Raw genomic sequence first — 19164 nt, 5'->3', positions numbered from 1 at the left:
CACTCCCCTCACTGCGTGCGGGACGCCCGGCGAGCGCGCATCGCGCTCCAGAACAACTCGAGCACAACCGCCAGCAAAACGATCCCGATCATCGCCACGAACGTCTGCGGGGCGGTCAGCAGCGTCTGCACGGCGAAGACGACGAGAACGACGACGGTCAGTACGATTCCGGCGACGAGGATGCCTGCGCGGGAATCCGTTTCGTGGCGGAGCCGGTAGGCCGCGATCGACGTCACGAGAAAGATCGCGAGGGCCACGGCGCTGCCGAGGGAGGCGATGGCGGTGAGATCCACCAGATTCGCCAGGAGCAGGATCAGCGCGACCGAGATGGTCAACCCGCGTGTGCCCCCGACCCAGGCTCGACTACCGAACACCGGTGGAAAGGTCCCCGATTCGGCGAGTTTGGCGGTGGAGCCTGCCGCGGCGTAGACGTTGGCGTTGACCGAGGAGGAGGTGGCCAGCAGCGCCGCGAGAGCCATGATCGCGAAACCGGCGTCGCCGAGAGCGGGTTGAGCCGCAACGGCGAGGGCCGTATCGCCGTTGTCGATTACCTCCTGCACGGTCAGGGTTCCGAAGACTCCGAGGGCGATCAGCACGTACAGGAGGATCGTGATGCCCAGGGCCAGGTACATCGCACGAGGCAGGTTGCGACGGGGGTCGGGAAGGTCGCCGCCGGTGAAACTGATGACGGTGAAGCCCAGATAGGCGAAGAAGGTCAGCGCCACGCTGCCGACGATATCCAGTGTCGGCGGGTACGTGGACGGTGCCAGCAGGCTCGGGTCGAGCTGAGCGAGTGTGACGACGACGAAGACGGCGAACACCGCGAGCAGGATCACCACGATCGCGGTCTGGACCCGGTCGATGAACTTGGTGCCCGCGATGTTGATCGCCGCCACGAGCACGACCACGCCGGAGGTGAGTATGCGACTCCACGCACCCGAATCGTCGAAGAACAGTGCGGCGCCGTAACTCCCGAACGAGACGGCCACCATGGCGGTGACGATGAGCGCCGCGAAGTAGAGCAGCCACGACGTGATTGCGGTGATGTGCCCGCGGCCGTACCCCTGGAGCAGGAATGTCACGATGCCGCCCGAGGACGGGTAGCGCGCCCCCAACTTCGCAACGGCATAGCCCTGCAAGGTGGCAACCACGCCGGCAAGGAGGAACGACAGCCACACCGCGGAGCCGGCCACGGCCCCGGCCTCCCCGAGGAGGGCGAAGATGCCGGCACCGACCATCGAGCCGACGCCGAGGAACGCGGCGCCGCGCACGGTCATGGCCTGAGCGCCCGCGGGGGCACCCTCGCCGGAGTCACGTCCGTCGAGGGGTTCACGGGCCATGTCGTCCATGTCCTTCATGGTGCAACCGCCACGTCTGCGATGGGCCGAGATCGGTCGCATCAGTCCGGTGTCCAACTGGAGAACTCATCCAACTGGAGAACTGCGCCGGCCTCGTCCCCGTTACCAAGATGGCAATTGAATTTTACCGGAATTCTGCTGCGGTTTCGGTCCGGGCAAGCGCACAATTCGATTTGGCGGGCCTTTATGCGCCCGTGGGAGGTGGACCGTGGCGATGCGTTGCCGATCGAGCGGAGTGCCCTGAGCATCCGTCGTCATGCGGTCATGGACGTGGCGAGTTCGCAATGCGAATTCGGTTTCTTTGTCTCGAATTTCGGGTGGCAGTCGAAGATCTCCACACTCACCGGAGGGCTCGATGACATCGATCGCGCATCCGACGCCCACGCCGTTCACCGGCGAAGACTACGCCACCCGAATGGCACGAGTCGTTCACGACGCCGTCGCCGCGGGCTTGGACGGTCTGCTCGTCACGCCGGGACCAGACCTGGTGTGGCTGACGGCGTATCGGCCGACCGCGATCACCGAACGGCTCACGATTCTGGTGCTGCGCCCGGATCGGCAGCCGACCATGGTGGTGCCCGCGCTCGAACGACCCGACGCCGAAGGTGCGGACGGGACGGCTGCGGTGTCGCTCGTCGAGTGGACCGACGGCACCGATCCGTACCAGGTGGCCGGCGCTCTGCTCGACCCCTCGGGTAGATACGGCGTCTCCGACTCCGCCTGGGCGATGCACCTGCTGGGCCTGCAGCGACAGCTGCCGCGCTCGTCGTATGTGGCACTGACCGACGGGATGCCGATGTTGCGTGCCGTCAAGGACCCCGCCGAGCTGGCTCGGCTGTCCGCGGCCGGCGCCGCCGCCGATGCAGTGTACGAGCAGATCGTGCAGACACGTTTCGCCGGTCGGCGAGAAAACGAGGTCGCAGCAGAACTTGCCGGATTGTTGCGCCGATTCGGGCACGAGCAGGTCGATTTCACCGTCGTCGGGTCCGGACCCAACGGCGCGAATCCTCATCACGAGGCCGGTGACCGGATGATCGAACGCGGTGACACCGTCGTCCTGGACTTCGGCGGCCTGATGTTCGGCTACGGCTCGGACACCTCCCGCACGGTCGCGGTGGGCGAGCCGGCACCCGAAGTGCAACAGGTGCACGACATCGTCCGGCGGGCGCAGCAAGCGGCCGTCGAGGCCGTCCGCCCCGGGATCAGCTGTCAGCAGATCGATCGGGTGGCGCGGTCGGTGATCAGCGACGCCGGCTACGGCGAGCAGTTCATTCACCGCACCGGACACGGGATCGGGGTCACCACCCATGAGCCGCCGTACATCGTCGAGGGCGAGGAACAGCTCCTCCTCCCCGGCATGTGTTTTTCGATCGAACCGGGCATCTACCTCGCGGGCAGGTTCGGGATCCGCATCGAAGACATCGTCACCGTCACCGAAGACGGCGGACGCCGCCTGAACAACACCAGCCACGACCTGCGGGTTGTCGACTAGGAGGGCAGTGGGATGACACGCAGCAGCGAGCCCGGGAACGCCGATCGCCGGTTCCGGGACAGGTGGATGTCATGAGTGCACCGGACATACCCGCCGACCAGCCGCCCGCCGAGGCCGAGGCCCGCACCCGCGGTCCGGCGGGGTCGTGGATTTCCTGGCTCGCCCTGGCGTTGATGACCACCAGTTCGGTGGCGAGCCTGCGTCCGTCGCCGACGATGGCCGTGTACGGCCTGGCGTGCGTGTTCCTGTACCTCATCCCCGCGCTGGTGTTCCTGCTACCGACATCGCTGGTGTCGGCCGAGCTGGCTTCGGGATGGGAAGGCGGCGTCTACAACTGGGTCTCCCGCGGGATCTCCAAGCCGATGGGATTCCTTGCGGTGTGGTGCCAGTTCGCCATGACGATCTTCTACTATCCGAGTCTGCTCGGGTACGTCGCAAGCACGCTCGCCTACGTCATCAACCCGGCCCTCGCGAGCAACGGAGTGTGGACCGCGATAGTCATCATGGTGACCTACTGGTCCGGGGTCTACATCTCCTCGCGCGGAACGAAAGGTGTGGCCGGTCTTTCCAGCGCCGGCCTGATCATCGGCACCCTGGTGCCCGGTGCACTGCTGGTGATTCTGGGAACGGTCTTCCTCGGCCAGGGCAATGCCTCCGCCGCACCGATGACCGCCGACCACCTGCTGCCGGCGTGGGCCGGCCTGGCAAGCCTCGTGTTGATCGTCAACAACTTCCTCTCCTACTCCGGCATGGAGATGAATGCGGTGCACGTGTCGTCCCTGCGGAACCCGGGCAAGGAATTCCCTCGTGCGATGTTCCTGTCCATGGGCCTGGTCCTGGCGATCTTCATCCTGCCCGCGCTGGCGATCAGCTGGGTGGTACCGGCCGAGCAGCTGTCCCTGACCGCCGGGGTGATGCAGGCATTCGACGCGGTCTTCGCGGAGTTCGGCTGGCAATGGCTCACGCCGGTGATCGGAATCATGCTGGTGGCGGCGTCGCTCGGCGGCATGTTGACCTGGCTCGCCGGCCCGTCCAAGGGCTTGGTGCTCATCTCCCGGCAGGAAGGCTATCTGCCGCCGTTCCTGCAGCGGGTCAACAAGCACGGCGTGCAGCAGAACATTCTGGTCACGCAGGGCCTGGTCACCACAGTGATCGCCCTGCTCTACGCGTTCATCCCCGACGTGTCGAGCGCGTACTGGATTTTCTCGGTGATCACCACGCAGGTGTACCTGATCATGTACCTGCTGATGTTCGTCGCCGCGGTTCAGCTGCGCCGCAAGGCCCCCGACCACCCGCGCGGATACCGGGCACCGATGCTGGTCGGATTGTGCGGGGTCGGGTTCGCCGCCTCACTCGCCGCTCTCCTCATCGGCTTCATCCCGCCGTCGCAGTTCAGTTCCGGCAATGCCGGCGTGTACGTCCTGATCGTCGCCGCGGGAGCACTCGGCCTCGGCCTGCTCGTGCCCTACCTGTTCTACAGGGCCCGGAAGCCCTCGTGGAAGCAACCCGAGGAGAGCGAGTCATGACCACCGCGAAGGAAGCCTCGAGCCGACGCGACCGCATGATCATCTACGGTCTCGTCACCTTCATCATCGTGACCCTCACGATCATCGCCCTGCTCCTCTTCCCCTACGTCTCGTCGAACCGGGAAGCCGACGACAAGGCGGATCAGCTCATCGCGGCCCTCGACCAGGCCGGTGCCCGGACACCGTCGCACGACCAGATCGTCGGGGTGCTCGGGGACGACGGCGGCGCGATCTGCGCCAACCCCAACGCTCCCCTGGCCCGGGCCACGCTGCTGTCCCAGATGGTCAACGGATCCGGCGGACCGGGAACCCGGCCCGTCGTCGTGGACGAACGGGTGGTGAAGGGGGAACTGTTGATCATCCAGATCTACTGCCCCGACAAGCTTCCCGAATTCCAGCAGTTCGTCGACGACCTCGCAACCAGCGACGTAGCAGGTGAGTGAGCGATGAACCTGAGAGAACGCATCAGCGACCTGATGCCGCAGGCGCGCGAAGAACTGACCGAACTCGTCGCCATGCAGTCGGTGGCCGACCCCCGCCGGTACCCTCCCGAAGAATGCCACCGTGCGGCGGAATGGGTGCGAGCGAAATTCGCGCAGCACGGCTTCACCGACGCCCGTCTGGAAGAAACGTCCGACGGCAGCCACGCCGTGGTCGGGTCACGCCCCTCCCCGAACCCGCACGCCCCCACCGTGCTGCTCTACGCCCACTACGACGTCCAGCCTCCGCTCGACGACACCGCCTGGGAAACACCACCATTCCAGCTCACCGAGCGGAACGGACGCTGGTACGGGCGCGGCACCGCCGACTGCAAAGGCAACATCCTCGTCCACCTGACGGCGCTGCGAGCCCTCGGAGCCGAACTTCCCGTGCACCTGAAACTCGTCGTCGAGGGGTCGGAGGAGCAGGGCACCGGCGGTCTGGAAGGCTTCGTCCTCGAAAATGCCGATCTCCTGCGTGCCGACGCGATTCTCGTGTGCGACACCGGTAACGCCGATGTGGGCGTGCCGGCCGCCACCGTCAGCCTGCGGGGACTGGTCAACGTCGTCGTCACCGTCGAAGCACTCACCTCCGATCTGCACTCCGGCATGTTCGGTGGCGCCGCCCCGGACGCCCTCGCCGCGTTGATCGCGATGCTGGCAACGCTGCGAGACGCCAAGGGCAACACCACCGTCAACGGTGTGGACAACACCCAGACCTGGACCGGAGAACTCTACCCACCGGAACAGTTCCGCACCGACGCCGGCATGCTCGACACCGAATCGTTTCTCGGCGACGGCACCGTCTCCGACATGCTCTGGGCGCGTCCGGCGCTGACCGTCCTCGGCATCGACTGCCCGCCGGTGGTCGGATCGGCGGCCGCGATCGCACCGCGGGCACGCGCACGGCTGAACCTGCGGATACCGCCCGGGCTCGAACCCGCGCAGGCACAGCGAGCGCTGATCGACCATCTGCACTCCGCGGCACCGTGGGGGGTGGCCGTCGACGTCGAGGTCGAGGCCTCGGGGGCGCCGTACCGGACCCGCACCGACGGACCTGCCTACCGGGCTCTCGGTGCGGCCATGGAGGAGGCCTACGGCCGGCCCATGGTCATGCTGGGACAGGGCGGCTCCATTCCGCTGTGCAACGTGCTCGCCGACACGTACCCGGACGCGGAGATCATCTTGATGGGCGTCGAGGAACCCCGGGCACTGATCCATGCCCCCAACGAAAGTGTCGACCCCTCGGAGATCGCGGCGATGTCGCTGGTCGAAGCCCGGTTCCTGCAGAACTACGCGAGTATCCGCTCATGACGTCCGCAGCGGGTCCGGCCCGCACCTCACCGCAACTGGGCGCAGCGGTCCTCCTGGTCACCGTCGGTGTGCTCGAGATCCTGCAGGGCCTCTCCGCCGTGTCCAAGGACGAGGTGCTCGTCGTCGAGGCCGGATACACGTACGAATTCGACGTCACCTCGTGGGGGTGGACCCACATCGTGCTCGGGGCGCTGGTCGCCGCGGCGGGTGTCGCTCTGCTCGCCGGGGTGGCGTGGGCCCGCGGCGCCGCCTTCGTGATCTGCGGTCTGTCGATCGTCGTCAACTTCCTGTGGCTGCCGTACTACCCGATGTGGGCGATCACCCTCATCGCGCTCGACGCGGTCGTGATCTGGGCTGTGGCGTCCTGGCATCCCACTAGGGTCTGACGTCCGCGTGCTCGGCTCGCCATCGGCTCGGGCTGACCCCGAACCGGCCGCGGAACCACCGTGAGAAGTTGCTCGGCGCCGAGAACGCCAGCATGTCCGCGATCTCGGTGAGGTTCAGCCGCGGATTCGCGACCATCCGTTCGGCGAGTTCGGTGCGGGTGCCGTCGAGGACGGTGGAGAACGACTCCCCGCTCTCGGCGAGACGGCGGTGCACTGTTCTCCGGTCGACCCCCAGGCTGCGGGCCACCTGCTCGACGGAGCAGCGGCCGGTGGGAAGCAGCAGTTCGATCAACTCGCGGACCCGGCTCACGATCGTCACGTCGTCCGACGGCTCCCACGACTCCAGCAGTTGCTGGGTGTACGGGCGGAGCAGCGGATCGGACATCTTGTTCGGCGCGTTCAGGTCGCCGGCTTCGAGGACGATTCCTGCGAACTCGTGGTCGAACTTCATCGCAGGCCCGAACAACCGGCGGTGCGTCGCGGCGTCGGCCGGGGCCGGGTGCGGGAAGCAGACGGCGAGCGGTTTCCAGCCGCCGCCGAGGAAGCCCCGCAGCAGCCGGTGCAGCACCCCGACCGCCAGTTCCACCGACTGCCGGATGTCGGTGGCCTCCCCGACGTCGAGTTCGATTCGCAGGGTCACCAGCCCGCCACGCTCCGACATCCGGGTGCGCAGCGCCTCGTTGTACGTGTGGTCGTATCGGGTGAGGACGCGCAGGGCGCTCCGGACATCGGGTTCCTCGCGGACGACGAGGCTGAGCGGTCCGAGGTTGGAGAACTGCCTGCGTTCGGCGAGGCGAACCCCAAAATCCGCGTATCCGGATCTGTCCGCCGACTGCTCGAGCAGTCGTGCGATCGCTGCGGCGGGTATCCAGCGGTCCTGCAGGCCGAGCCCGGACGGGTCGAGGCCGGCGGCACGCAGCAGAGGTGCCGGCTCGAGTCCGAGCGACCGGCACAGTTCCACGTACCCGTTCAGTGACGCGTAACGCGCGAGAGGTTTCATATCCCGTCCCTGCCCTCTCCCGACACCTGACCGTGTCCCGAAATGATAGGCGTCCTGTCCCGTCAAGATAAGCATACGACCGGACGCGGCCCTACTGTTAGGTGCATCACAGAGAGACGGCGCGGAGAGCTACCCCACGGCACCGGATCACCCCGGCCCGCCCCCGCGAGCAGTTCCGCAGCGGTACCGCGCCGATCATCACGTCGAAGAGGAGAAATACTGTGGCACAGGCTGTTCGGTTCTACGAGCACGGCGCACCCGAGGTCATGCAGTGGGAGTCCGTCGAGGTCGGAGAACCCGGCCCGCACGGGGTCCGGATCCGCCACGAGGCGGTCGGCCTGAACTTCGCCGACACCTACTTCCGCACCGGCCTCTACCCGGCCGAACTGCCCGCGGGCATGGGCGTCGAGGGCGCCGGTGTGGTCGAGGCGGTCGGCACCGGAGTGACCCACGTGCAGGTCGGCGACCGCGTCACCTACACGGGCAGTCCGCTCGGCGCCTACAGCACCGAACGCGTGATGCCTGCCGCCCCGCTCATTGCGCTGCCGTCCGCGATCGGCTTCGACACGGCCGCCGCGATGACGATGCGCGGGCTCACGTCGGCCTACCTGCTGCGCCGCATCGCCCCGCTGAAGGCCGGCGACACCGTGCTGCTCCACGCGGCCGCCGGTGGCGTCGGACTCATCTTCACCCAGTGGGCGAAGCTGCTGGGCGTCAACGTGATCGGCACGGTCTCCACCGACGAGAAGGCCGCGATCGCCCGCGCCCACGGCTGCGAGCACGTGATCGTCTACACCCGCGAGAACGTCGCCGAACGGGTCCGCGAGATCACCGGCGGCGCCGGCGTTCCCGTCGTCTACGACAGCATCGGCCAGTCCACCTTCGAGACCTCGCTCGACTGCCTCTCGCGGCGGGGACTGCTCGTGTGCTTCGGCACGGCGTCGGGACCGATTCCGCCGATCAACGCGATGCAGTTGGCCGTCAAGGGTTCGCTGTTCGTCACCCGGCCCGCGCTCGCCGACTACATCGCCGACCCGGCGGAACGCGCCGAACTCGCCGATGAACTCTTCGGCCACGTCGAGGCGGGACGGATCCGCATCGAGATCAACCAGAGCTACGGACTCGAGGACGCCGTCCAGGCGCACCGCGACCTCGAATCCGGCACCAGCATCGGCTCCTCGGTGTTCCGGCTCTGAGCCGCGCCACCTCCCACCAGGACGGAGACACCAACATGAACGACACCGCACAACTGACGTATTCGCCCGAGCGGGACGCGATCCTCTCCCCCTCCGGTTCGTTCCGGCTGACGCCGATGACCTGCTCTCTCGGCGCCGAGTTGTTCGACGTGAACCTCGGTGACGTCTCTCGCGACGACGCACTGTTCGCCGAACTCCGGGAACTGCTGCTCGAGTACAAGGTTCTGTTCTTCCGCGACCAGGACATGAGCCGGGCCGAGCACGTGACGCTCGCCGAGCGCTTCGGGCCACTCGAGGATCATCCCGTCGCCGGCAGCGACCCCGAGCATCCCGGACTCGTGCGAATCTACAAGGACCTCGACAGCCCGGCCGAGCACTACGAGAACGCCTTCCACTGCGACGCCACCTGGCGTGACAACCCGCCCATGGGGTGCGTGCTCCGGGCCGTCGAGACGCCCCCGGTCGGTGGCGACACCATCTGGGTGAACATGGCCCTGGCCTACGAGAAACTCCCCGACCGGGTCAAGGAGCAGATCGGCGGACTGCGCGCCCGGCACAGCATCGAAGCCTCGTTCGGCGCGGCCCAGACGCTGGAGCAGCGGCACGCCCTGCACGACCGTTTCCCCGACGCCGAGCACCCCGTGGTGCGCACGCACCCGGAAACGGGCGAAAAGATCCTGTTCGTCAATTCTTTCGCAACACACTTCGTCAATTACCACACCCCGGACAACATCCGGTACGGCATCGACTACGCGCCCGGCAGCAGCAACCTGCTCAACTACCTGATCAGCCAGGCCGCGATCCCCGAATACCAGGTGCGGTGGCGGTGGACCCCGAACAGCGTTGCGATCTGGGACAACCGGTCCACACAGCATTACGCCGTCCAGGACTACTGGCCCGCCGTCCGCAAGATGGAACGCGCCGGAATCGTCGGCGACCGGCCCTTCTGAATTTCTCACTTCCCCTAGTCATCAGTTCCGATTTCGAAACGGAGAACACCCATGCATTTCCACGACGACGCCCTCTTCCCCGAAACCCAGGAGAAGCTGGTCATCACGTGTGCCCCGTACGGCCCGGAGTGGGAGCCGGACGACTTCCGCGAGGACCTGCCGCTGACGATGGACGAGCACGTCCAGAAGGCGGTCGACTGCTACGAGGCCGGCGCCACCGTGCTGCACATCCACGTCCGCGAACTCGACGGCAAGGGCTCCAAGCGGCTGTCGAAGTTCAACGAACTGCTCGCCGGACTGCGCCAGGCCGTGCCGGACATGATCCTGCAGGTCGGCGGTTCCATCTCGTTCGCCCCCGAGGGTGAGGGTGCGGACGCGAAGTGGCTCTCCGACGACACCCGGCACATGCTCGCCGACCTCGATCCGGCGCCGGATCAGGTGACGATCGCGATCAACACCTCGCAGATGAACATCATGGAGCTGATGACCGCCGACGACATCGCCGGCACCTCGATGCAGCGCCCCGAACTCGCCGAGGCGTACCGGGAGATGACGGTCCCGGCCGGTCCGGCGTGGGTGGAGGAGCACCTGCGGCGGCTGCAGGCGGCGGGGATCCAGCCGCATTTCCAGCTGTCGAGCATCCCGCAGCTCGAGACGGTGGAGCGGCTCATCCGCCGCGGCGTGTACACCGGTCCGCTGAACCTGACCTGGGTGGGCATCGGCGGCGGCTTCGACGGCCCGAACCCGTACAACATCATGAACTTCGTGCAGCGGGTGCCGGACGGTGCGTGCCTGACCCTCGAGACGTTGATGCGCAGTGTGCTGCCGGTGAACGCGATGGCCATCGCGATGGGCCTGCACCCGCGCTGCGGGAACGAGGACACGATCTGGGGTCGTAAGGGCGAGAAGATGACGTCGGTCGCGCAGGTCGAGCAGCTGGTCCGGGTGGCCGGGGAGCTGGGCCGGGAGGTGGCCACCGGGAAGGAGGCCCGCGACATCTACCGGATCGGTCAGACCTACGCCGATGCCGACGAGACCCTCGCCCAGCTCGGGTACGCCCCGAACCGCCGTCCCGGCCAGGTCGGCTTCACCCAGCACGCCTGATTTCCCGCCCGGGGGGATTTCGGTCACGACCGGGGAGGGCGCCGGATGCTCCAGGTGAGCACACCCTGCTCCCTCCCCGCACCCTTTTATCACTCCTGTCGGCCATAGGAGGCCCTCATGGGACTGCCCACCACCACCGCGGACGCGGTCGTCGAGACCACTGCGCCCGCCCGACGGTCCCGGATGTATCCCTGGATCGTCTTCGCGCTCACCTTCGGACTGCTGCTCTCGGACTACATGTCCCGCCAGGTTCTCAGTGCCGTCTTCCCGCTCCTCAAAACCGAATGGGCGCTGTCCGATTCACAGCTGGCGTCGCTCAGCAGCGTCGTCGCACTGATGGTCGGCCTGCTGACTCTCCCGCTGTCGCTGCTGGCCGACCGATGGGGCCGGGTCAAGAGCCTGCTTCTCATGGCCGTCCTGTGGAGCGTCGCAACGCTGCTCTGTGCGCTTGCCACCAACTACGAGCAGATGCTCGGCGCCCGATTCCTCGTCGGTGTCGGCGAAGCCGCCTACGGCAGTGTCGGCATCGCGGTGGTGCTCAGCGTGTTCGCCCCGCGCGTGCACTCCGCGCTCAGCGGCGCCTTCATGGGCGGCGGATCGTTCGGTTCCGTGATCGGTGTCGCCCTCGGCGGCGTCATCGCCGTCAACCTCGGCTGGCGCTGGTCGTTCGCCGCGATGGCCGTCTTCGGCCTCATCCTCGTCGCCCTGTTCCGCGCACTGGTATCCGAGAAGAAACTGACGGACGCCGCCGTCGTCGACGACCCCGCCGACACACCCACCGGTTTCCGGGCCCCGCTCTCGAGCCTCTTCACCACGCCCGCCGTCCTGTTCGCGTACGTCGGTGGTGGTCTGCAGATGTTCACCGCGGGTGTCCTGCTGGCGTGGCTGCCGAGCTTCTTCAACCGGTCGTACGACCTCGCCCCCGACAAGGCCGGTGCGATGGCGTCGATCTTCGTCCTCGCCGTCGGCAGCGGAATGGTGGTGTGCGGCATCATCACCGACCGGGTCAGCAGGGACGATCCCACCAAGAAATGGACCACGGCCGTCGTGTACGGCGTGCTCTCGCTCGTGTTCCTCGGAGCCGGTTTCCAGATGCCGTCCGGTGCCACCCAGCTGATCCTGATCGGCATCGGCGCCTTCTTCTCCGCCGGCTCGTCCGGTCCGATCGCCGCGATGGTCGCGAACCTCACCCACTCCTCGGTGCGCGCCTCGGCCTTCGGCACCCTCACACTCGCCAACAACCTTCTCGGACTGGCACTCGGCCCGTTCGTCGTCGGACTGCTCGCCGACCGCTTCGGCCTCGTCACCGCGCTGCAGATCGCGCCCCTGATCTACGTCGTCGCGATCGTCGCCCTGATTCTCGGCAAACGCGCCTACCCGGCCGGACGCCGCAAGCTCGCCGCCCTTACCGCCATCTCTTAGGAAACTGGAGCCGACCATGACCACCTCCACCGAACCGACCGTGGTGATCGTGCCCGGACTGCGCGATCACGTCGCCGACCACTGGCAGACGTTGCTCGCCGAGCGACTCGACAACGTGCGGACGGTGCCGCCGCTCGAGCGGGACAAGCTCAGTCTCGCCGCGCGGATCGCCGCCCTCGACACCGTTCTCACCGACATCGACGGTGCGGTGGTACTCGTCGCGCACAGCGCGGGCGTGGCGATCACGGTGCACTGGGCCCAGCAGGCGTCCCGTCCCGTTCAGGGCGCCCTGCTGGCCACCCCACCGGACTTCGAGGAGCCACTGCCCGCGGGCTACCCCACACGCGGGGACCTCGACGCGAACGGCTGGAACCCCGTCCCCCGGCGCCGGCTCCCGTTCCCCAGCATCGTAGCGGCGAGCACCGACGACCCGCTGGCCCGGTTCCGCCGGGTCGCCGGGATGGCCGAATCGTGGGGCAGCAAGCTCGTCGACCTCGGCGCCGTCGGTCACCTCAACCCGGCCGCCGGCTACGGGTACTGGCCGTACGCCGAAGAGCTGCTCCGCGAGCTGATCAACTCGACCGCCGCCACCGCCGCGTCGTTCGCGTAGCGCGACGGCACTGCCGCATCGATCGCCTAGCGCTACGACACTGTTCCCCCGACGAGAAAGTTCACCGTGCTCAACCTCTCCGTACTCCTCGAAGACTCGGCCCGCCGATTCCCCGACCGCGTCGCCCTGGTGCTCGGTGACCAGCGGATGACCTACGCCGACCTCGACGCCCAGTCGAACCGGGTCGCGAACCTGCTGGTGTCGGCCGGCATCGAGCCCGGCGACACGATCGCGCTGTCGTGCCCCAACATTCCGCAGTTCCCCGTCGTCTACTACGGCATCCTCAAGGCGGGAGCGGTGGTCGTACCGCTCAACGTTCTGCTCAAGGATCGTGAGATCGCGTATCACCTCGACGATTCCGATGCCAAGGCATACTTCTGCTACGAGGGCACCCCCGAACTGCCAATGGGCGAGTACGGACTGTCCGGCTTCGCGCAGAGTCCACGCTGCCGCGCCCTGTTCCGCATCACCACCGACCCGGCCGCCCCCGCCATGATCGACGGCGTCGGGACGCTCGCCGACGCCCTCGCGCGGCACGACAGCAACTTCGACGCCGTGGTCCGCGAACCCGGGGACACCGCCGTCATCCTGTACACGAGCGGCACCACCGGAAAACCCAAGGGCGCCGAACTCACTCACGCCAACATGGCGCTGAACGCGCTGACCGCCAACCGGCTGTTCGACAGCACACCGGCGACCCACGATCGGTATCTGGTGACGCTGCCGCTGTTCCACTCCTTCGGCCAGACCGTCACCCTCAACGCAGGCATCTCCGTGGGCGCGACCCTCGTGCTGCTGCCCCGGTTCGAGGCCCGGGCCGCACTCGACCTCATCGAGCGAGAGGACATCACCGTCTTCGCGGGTGTGCCCACCATGTACTGGGGTCTGCTCGGCGCCCTCGACGAACATCCCGTCGACATCGACCGCATCGCCCGGAACATGCGCCGTGCCATCTCCGGCGGCGCCGCCCTTCCGGTGGAGATCCTCACCCGGTTCGCCGACCGGTTCGGCGTGCAGATCCTCGAGGGCTACGGGCTGTCCGAGACGTCGCCGCTCGCGACGTTCAGCGATCCCGCTCTCGAACCCCGGCCCGGATCGATCGGCGTTCCCGTCTGGGGCATCCAGGCGCGCCTCGTCGACAAGGAGTGGAACACCGTCACCGGCACCGATCAGATCGGCGAGATCGCGCTGCGCGGTCACAACATCATGAAGGGCTACTACAACCGGCCCGACGCCACCGCGGAAGTGCTGCGCGACGGCTGGTTTCGCACCGGCGACCTCGCACGCGTCGACGAGGACGGCTTCTACTACATCGTCGACCGCGCCAAGGACCTCATCGTGCGCGGCGGTTTCAACGTCTACCCCCGCGAGATCGAGGACGTCCTCATCGGGCACGACGCCGTCTCCCTCGCCGCCGTCGTCGGTGTCCCCGACGACAGCCACGGCGAGGAGGTCAAGGCATACATCATCCTCGAGCCGGGCGCACAGATCACCACAGGCGAGCTGATCGCGTGGTCCAAGCAGCAGATGGCGAGCTACAAGTACCCGCGCACCGTCGAATTCGTCGACTCCCTGCCGATGACCGCCACCGGCAAGATCCTCAAACGCGAACTCGGCAGGAGCCCCGCCGCATGACCACGACACTTGCCCAGACGACCCCCGACGAGCTGACCGCTCCCCTCGACCTCCTCCTCACCCGCGGAACCCGCGGCGTCGCCGCCCGCATGCTCCCCGACAGCTCCTGGAGCCGGTTCGGCATCAGCCTCGCCGGCAGGCCCCGCACGGTCGCCCTGCGCGGCGGCGCCCTCGTCCGTGAACTCGGTGCGATCGTCGCCGGCACGTCCGACCGGGCTCCCGCCAAGGCGGACAAGCGTTTCGGCGATGCCGCGTGGCAGCAGAATCCCGCCCTGCGGCGGGCCATGCAGGCGTATCTCGCCACCTCCCACACCGCCACTGCCCTGCTCGAGGACGCCGACCTGGACTGGCGCGATCACGAACGGATGCGGTTCGTCTTCGACAACCTGGTCGAAGGTCTGTCGCCGACCAACAATCCGTTCCTCAGCCCGCTCGGGTGGAAGGCGATGGTGGACACCGGCGGACTCAGTGCGGTACGCGGCGTCCGGGCCTTCCTCCGCGACATGCAGTCGAGTCCGCGGGTGCCAGCCATGGTCGAACCCGACGCGTTCGAGGTCGGGGAGCACGTGGCGGCGACGAAGGGTGCCGTGGTCTTCCAGACCCGCACATTCGAGCTGATCCACTATGCGCCGCAGACGGAGACGGTCCACGCCACACCGCTGCTGATCGTCCCGCCCGTCATCAACAAGTACTACATTCTCGATATCGCACCGGGCCGCAGCCTGATCGAGCACCTCGTGCAGCAGGGGCAGCAGGTCTTCGCGATCTCCTGGCGCAACCCCCACGCCCGGCACCGGGACTGGGGTGCCGACACGTACGGTGCCGCGATCCTGGAAGCTCTCGACGCGGTGCAGTGCATCGCCGGAACCACGAGCGCGCACGTCCTCGGCACCTGCTCGGGCGGCATTCTCGCCGCCATGGTCGCCGCACACCTCACCGAGATCGGAGAGGGCGACCGTATCGCCGGCCTCACCCTGGCCGTGACCGTTCTCGATCAGACCCGCGCCGGAACGGCGTCGGCCATGATGAGCGAGCGTGCCGCTGCCGCGGCGATCCGGGACTCGGCCGCCAAAGGATTCCTCGACGGTCGCACGCTCGCGGAGATGTTCGCGTGGCTGCGTCCCACCGATCTGGTCTGGCGGTACTGGGTCAACAACTACGTGCAGGGCCGGTCTCCGGCCGCGTTCGACGTGCTGTTCTGGAACTCGGACACCACCCGCATGGCGGCCGCGCTGCACCGCGACCTCGTGCTGCTCGGCCTGCGCAACGCGCTGACGATCCCCGGTGCCGCCACCATGCTCGGCACGCCCGTCGACCTCGGCACGGTGACCGCGGATTCGTACGTCGTCGGCGGGTCCGCCGACCACCTCTGCCCGTGGCAGTCGACGTACCGCAGTGCTCGCCTCCTCGGCAGCAAGGACGCGCGGTTCGTGCTGTCGTCGAACGGACACATCGCCTCACTCGTGAACCCGCCGGGCAACCCGCGGGCGTCCTACCGGTTCGGCGAACCCGTCTCCGAGACGCCGGACGCGTGGCTCACCACCGCGGAGACTGCGACGGACTCGTGGTGGACCGATTACGCGCACTGGCTCGCCGAACGCAGCGGACCCGACATCGATGCACCGCACAGCCTCGGTGCCCGGCAGTACCCGCCGCTGGCGCCCGCCCCCGGCACCTATGTGCACCACTCCTGACCCGCTCGTCACCGACAGAGGAACACCATGACCCTGCATCTCACCCATCCCGCCGAACTCGTCGAGGTGGTCGGCCGGACCATCGGAACCACAGGCCCGTACAAGGTCCTGCAAGAGCAGGTGAACCTGTTCGCGGAGGCGACCGGCGACTTCCAGTGGATTCACACCGATCCGGATCGCGCCGCCGACGGACCCTTCGGCGGCACCGTCGCACACGGCTACCTGACGCTGTCGCTGGCGCCGAGCATCCTCGCGGAGGCACTCACAGTCGACGGCGTCGACGCCGCCCTCAACTACGGACTGAACAAGGTCCGGTTCCCGGCGCCGCTTCCGGTCGGATCCGTCCTGCGCGCCACCGTGGCTCTCACCGCAGCCGAACAGAAACCGGCCGGCGTCGAAGCAGTGTTCCGGCTGACCTACGAGATCGACGGCGGCACCCGTCCGGTGTGCGTCGCCGACGTCGTGGTGCTCTACACGTGACGGTGACCGAACTGTTCGGCAGCCGCGACCGGTTCGAGGACCGGGTCGTTCCGGTGTGCGGGCTGCGGATCCGGGTGCGGATCCGCACCGGCACCGGGGTGCCCCTGGTGCTGTGCAACGGCATCGGGGCCGGTCTGGAAGTGCTCGAACCGCTGGTCGCCGCCCTGGATCCGGCCGCGACGATCATCAGCTTCGACGTCCCGGGCACCGGAGGTTCGCCTGCCTCCCCGGTTCCGTACGCAATCCCGGCCCTCGCCTGCGGTCTGAGCCGGTTGCTCGACGAGATCGGGGTCGGCACCGTCGACGTCCTCGGGTTGTCGTGGGGCGGAGCGCTGGCCCAGCAGTTCGCCCTGCAGCACCCGCGGCGGTGCCGCCGTCTCGTCCTCGTCGCCACCGGCACCGGAGCCCTCATGATTCCGGGTCATCCGCGCGTGCTCTCGAAGATGCTGACCCCGAAGCGGTTCACCGATCCCGCCTACGCGTCGGCCGTCGCCGGCGACCTGTACGGCGGCGCCGCCCGCCGCGCCGGCGGCGACGGTGACGTGGCGCGGATCTTCGGGAAGCAGCGGCAGGCCGGCTCCCGGGTCGGCTATCTCGACCAACTCCTCGCGGGCGCCCTGTGGACGAGCCTCCCCGTCCTGCCGCTGATCCGGCAGCCCACGCTCGTCGTGGCGGGCACCGACGACCCGATCATTCCCGTTCTCAACGCGCGCATCATGAACGCACTGCTGCCACACGCGACGTTGCACATCCACGCCGGCGGGCACATCGACATCGTCACCGACGCATCCGGACTCGCACCGGTCGTCGCCGGGTTCCTCGCACACCCGGAAACAGGTGAATCCACGTAGGACGCCCCCTGCACGTGGGAGACTCGGGTCTGGGAATCACCGCTCGGCGCGACACCGCAGTGGCCGGTCAGCTCAGGAGGTGCCCGTGTCCGAAGACCGAATCAACAGCTCGGGTACCAACCTGGAGGGGTCGCAGCGGCTGCTCGCCCTGCTGCTGGCGATGGCGATGTTCGTGCTCGTCGTCGACACCTCACTGATGAACGTGTCGATCTCAGCCGTGGTCCGCGACCTCGGCACGACCGTCAGCGGCGTCCAGGCGGCGATCGCACTCGAGGCACTGGTGTCGGCCGCGTTCATCCTGATCGGCGGCAAGGTCGGCGACCTGATCGGACGCAAACGGGCGTACGTGATAGGTCTGCTCGGGTATGCCGTGGGCGCATCCGCGATGGCGCTCGCGCAGAGCCTGACCGCGATCATCGTGTTCTGGGCGATCCTCGGCGGAATCGGTGCGTCACTGCTGTTGCCCGCCATGCAGTCCCTGATCCACGGCAACTTCGAAGGTGCTGCGCAGAAGAAGGTCTACGCGCTGGTCGGCGCGGCGGCGGCGATCGCCGCCGCAGTCGGACCGCTCCTCGGAGGTTTCATCACCACCTTCCTGTCGTGGCGCGTCGCATTCGTGCTCGAGGTCGTCATCATCGCGATCGTGCTGTCCGGGATCCGACTCGTCCGCGACGTGCCGTACACCGGGCCCCGGGGAATCGACCCGGTGGGTGCGGGCCTCTCCGTCCTCGGGATGGGCGGCATCGTGCTGGGAATCCTCGTGTGGCAGGAAGGCGGCGAAGCGGTGGCCGCCCTGCTGGTCGTGGGTGCGCTGGCGCTGGCCGGACTGGGGTACTGGCTCGTCCGCCGGAAGCGTCGCGGGGAACCGCCGCTGCTGGACCCCGATCTGTTCCGCTCCACAGTGTTCCGACTCGGAATCTCACAGCAGATGCTCCAGCAGATAGCGTTGGGCGGCACGATGATCGCCCTTCCGATCTACCTCCAGATGGTGCTCGAGTACAACGCGATGCAGGCGGGACTATCGCTCGCCCCCCTCTCGCTCAGCATGTTCGGCGTGGCGCTGCTGGCGGGCAAGAAGGCGGGAGATCGCAGTCCGAGCAGCATCGTCCGCTGGGGATTCGTCCTCGTCACGATCGGCGTCGCAATACTGATCCCGATCGTGCCGAGGGCCGAGTTCGGTTGGGCATTGCTGCTCCCGCTGGCAATCGCGGGCTCGGGGCTGGGATTGCTGGTATCCCAACTCAACAACTACACGCTCGCCCCGATCTCGGAGGAGCACGTCAGCGAGGCGGCAGGCGCGAACTCCGCAGCGGGATCGTTCGGGCTGTCGTTCGGACTGGCGTTTGCCGGCGCCATCATGCTGGCGACACTGTCCATCACGTTCACCGCCATGGCGCAATCGAGCACCGTCCTCCCGCCAGCCGACCAGCAGCACGTGGCGCAGGTACTCGAGGACGACGCCGAGGTCATGAGCAACACCCAACTCGAACAACTCCTCGTCGGCCAGCCACCCGAGATACGAGACGAGGTGGTCCGAATCAACACCGACGCACGGCCACTCGCCCTGCAGGTGGCGCTGCTCGTACCCCTCCTCGCCGGTCTCGCCGGACTGCTCAACTCGTTCCGCATGAGACGAGAACAGGACCCCGCGCCGCCGCAACCGTGAC

Annotated in this window: 17 protein-coding genes; 15 read left to right on the top strand and 2 right to left on the bottom strand. The window is 67.7% G+C overall.

Annotation, left to right across the window (positions count from 1 at the left end; translation table 11 throughout):
- Positions 1–8: 8 nt before the first annotated feature.
- Positions 9–1349 carry an APC family permease gene (locus I1A62_RS27775; RefSeq protein WP_225858082.1) on the bottom strand — a complete coding sequence of 447 codons (1341 nt, stop codon included), beginning with the start codon at positions 1347–1349 and terminating at the stop codon, positions 9–11.
- Positions 1350–1713: 364 nt separating this feature from the next.
- On the opposite strand from I1A62_RS27775, the gene I1A62_RS27770 reads away from it, so the two are divergent.
- The 5 genes from I1A62_RS27770 (at position 1714) to I1A62_RS27750 (ending at position 6555) form a co-directional block, all read left to right on the top strand.
- Positions 1714–2850, top strand: a complete 1137-nt coding sequence (locus I1A62_RS27770; RefSeq protein WP_124391822.1) for a Xaa-Pro peptidase family protein — start codon at positions 1714–1716, stop codon at positions 2848–2850.
- Positions 2851–2921: 71 nt separating this feature from the next.
- Positions 2922–4376 (top strand): APC family permease, encoded by a 1455-nt coding sequence (locus I1A62_RS27765; RefSeq protein WP_124391821.1) that lies wholly within the window; start codon positions 2922–2924, stop codon positions 4374–4376.
- Positions 4373–4819, top strand: a complete 447-nt coding sequence (locus tag I1A62_RS27760; RefSeq protein WP_219455475.1) for a hypothetical protein — start codon at positions 4373–4375, stop codon at positions 4817–4819. Before I1A62_RS27765 ends, I1A62_RS27760 begins: the two co-directional genes overlap by 4 nt.
- Positions 4820–4822: 3 nt before the next feature.
- Entirely contained in the window at positions 4823–6169 is a 1347-nt protein-coding gene (locus I1A62_RS27755; RefSeq protein ID WP_219455473.1) for a dipeptidase, read from the top strand.
- Complete coding sequence (locus I1A62_RS27750; RefSeq protein ID WP_124391818.1) at positions 6166–6555, top strand: hypothetical protein; 390 nt, start codon at positions 6166–6168, stop codon at positions 6553–6555. Before I1A62_RS27755 ends, I1A62_RS27750 begins: the two co-directional genes overlap by 4 nt.
- Here the strand turns inward: I1A62_RS27750 and I1A62_RS27745 are convergent.
- Entirely contained in the window at positions 6545–7555 is a 1011-nt protein-coding gene (locus I1A62_RS27745; RefSeq protein WP_072943791.1) for an AraC family transcriptional regulator, read from the bottom strand. The two genes, I1A62_RS27750 and I1A62_RS27745, sit on opposite strands and share 11 nt — an antisense overlap.
- Positions 7556–7776: 221 nt before the next feature.
- On the opposite strand from I1A62_RS27745, the gene I1A62_RS27740 reads away from it, so the two are divergent.
- From I1A62_RS27740 to I1A62_RS27695, 10 genes are all read left to right on the top strand, one after another.
- A complete protein-coding gene (locus I1A62_RS27740; protein ID WP_219455471.1) occupies positions 7777–8751 on the top strand; it encodes a quinone oxidoreductase in 975 nt (324 codons plus the stop codon).
- 35 nt (positions 8752–8786) lie between these two features.
- The gene (locus I1A62_RS27735; protein ID WP_219455469.1) at positions 8787–9701 is read left to right on the top strand and encodes a TauD/TfdA family dioxygenase; all 915 of its coding nucleotides are present in this window, start codon (positions 8787–8789) and stop codon (positions 9699–9701) included.
- Between the two features lie 51 nt (positions 9702–9752).
- A complete protein-coding gene (locus tag I1A62_RS27730; RefSeq protein WP_219455467.1) occupies positions 9753–10805 on the top strand; it encodes a 3-keto-5-aminohexanoate cleavage protein in 1053 nt (350 codons plus the stop codon).
- A gap of 117 nt (positions 10806–10922) precedes the next feature.
- Positions 10923–12227 carry an MFS transporter gene (locus I1A62_RS27725; protein ID WP_124391813.1) on the top strand — a complete coding sequence of 435 codons (1305 nt, stop codon included), beginning with the start codon at positions 10923–10925 and terminating at the stop codon, positions 12225–12227.
- Between the two features lie 16 nt (positions 12228–12243).
- Entirely contained in the window at positions 12244–12837 is a 594-nt protein-coding gene (locus tag I1A62_RS27720; RefSeq protein WP_219455466.1) for an alpha/beta hydrolase, read from the top strand.
- 66 nt (positions 12838–12903) lie between these two features.
- Positions 12904–14472 (top strand): long-chain fatty acid--CoA ligase, encoded by a 1569-nt coding sequence (locus I1A62_RS27715; protein WP_219455465.1) that lies wholly within the window; start codon positions 12904–12906, stop codon positions 14470–14472.
- Entirely contained in the window at positions 14469–16166 is a 1698-nt protein-coding gene (locus tag I1A62_RS27710) for an alpha/beta hydrolase (protein WP_219455464.1), read from the top strand. The genes I1A62_RS27715 and I1A62_RS27710 overlap by 4 nt, the downstream gene beginning before the upstream one ends.
- Before the next feature lie 27 nt (positions 16167–16193).
- Complete coding sequence (locus I1A62_RS27705; RefSeq protein ID WP_219455462.1) at positions 16194–16646, top strand: MaoC family dehydratase; 453 nt, start codon at positions 16194–16196, stop codon at positions 16644–16646.
- Entirely contained in the window at positions 16643–17497 is an 855-nt protein-coding gene (phaZ, locus tag I1A62_RS27700) for a poly(3-hydroxyalkanoate) depolymerase (RefSeq protein WP_219455460.1), read from the top strand. Before I1A62_RS27705 ends, phaZ begins: the two co-directional genes overlap by 4 nt.
- Positions 17498–17582: 85 nt before the next feature.
- Complete coding sequence (locus I1A62_RS27695; protein ID WP_257890554.1) at positions 17583–19163, top strand: MFS transporter; 1581 nt, start codon at positions 17583–17585, stop codon at positions 19161–19163.
- Position 19164: the final 1 nt, after the last annotated feature.

This window comes from Rhodococcus sp. USK10 (genome assembly GCF_019378875.1).
Classification (GTDB): domain Bacteria; phylum Actinomycetota; class Actinomycetes; order Mycobacteriales; family Mycobacteriaceae; genus Rhodococcus_F; species Rhodococcus_F pseudokoreensis.
This window is presented reverse-complemented; position numbering and strand designations above follow the sequence as displayed.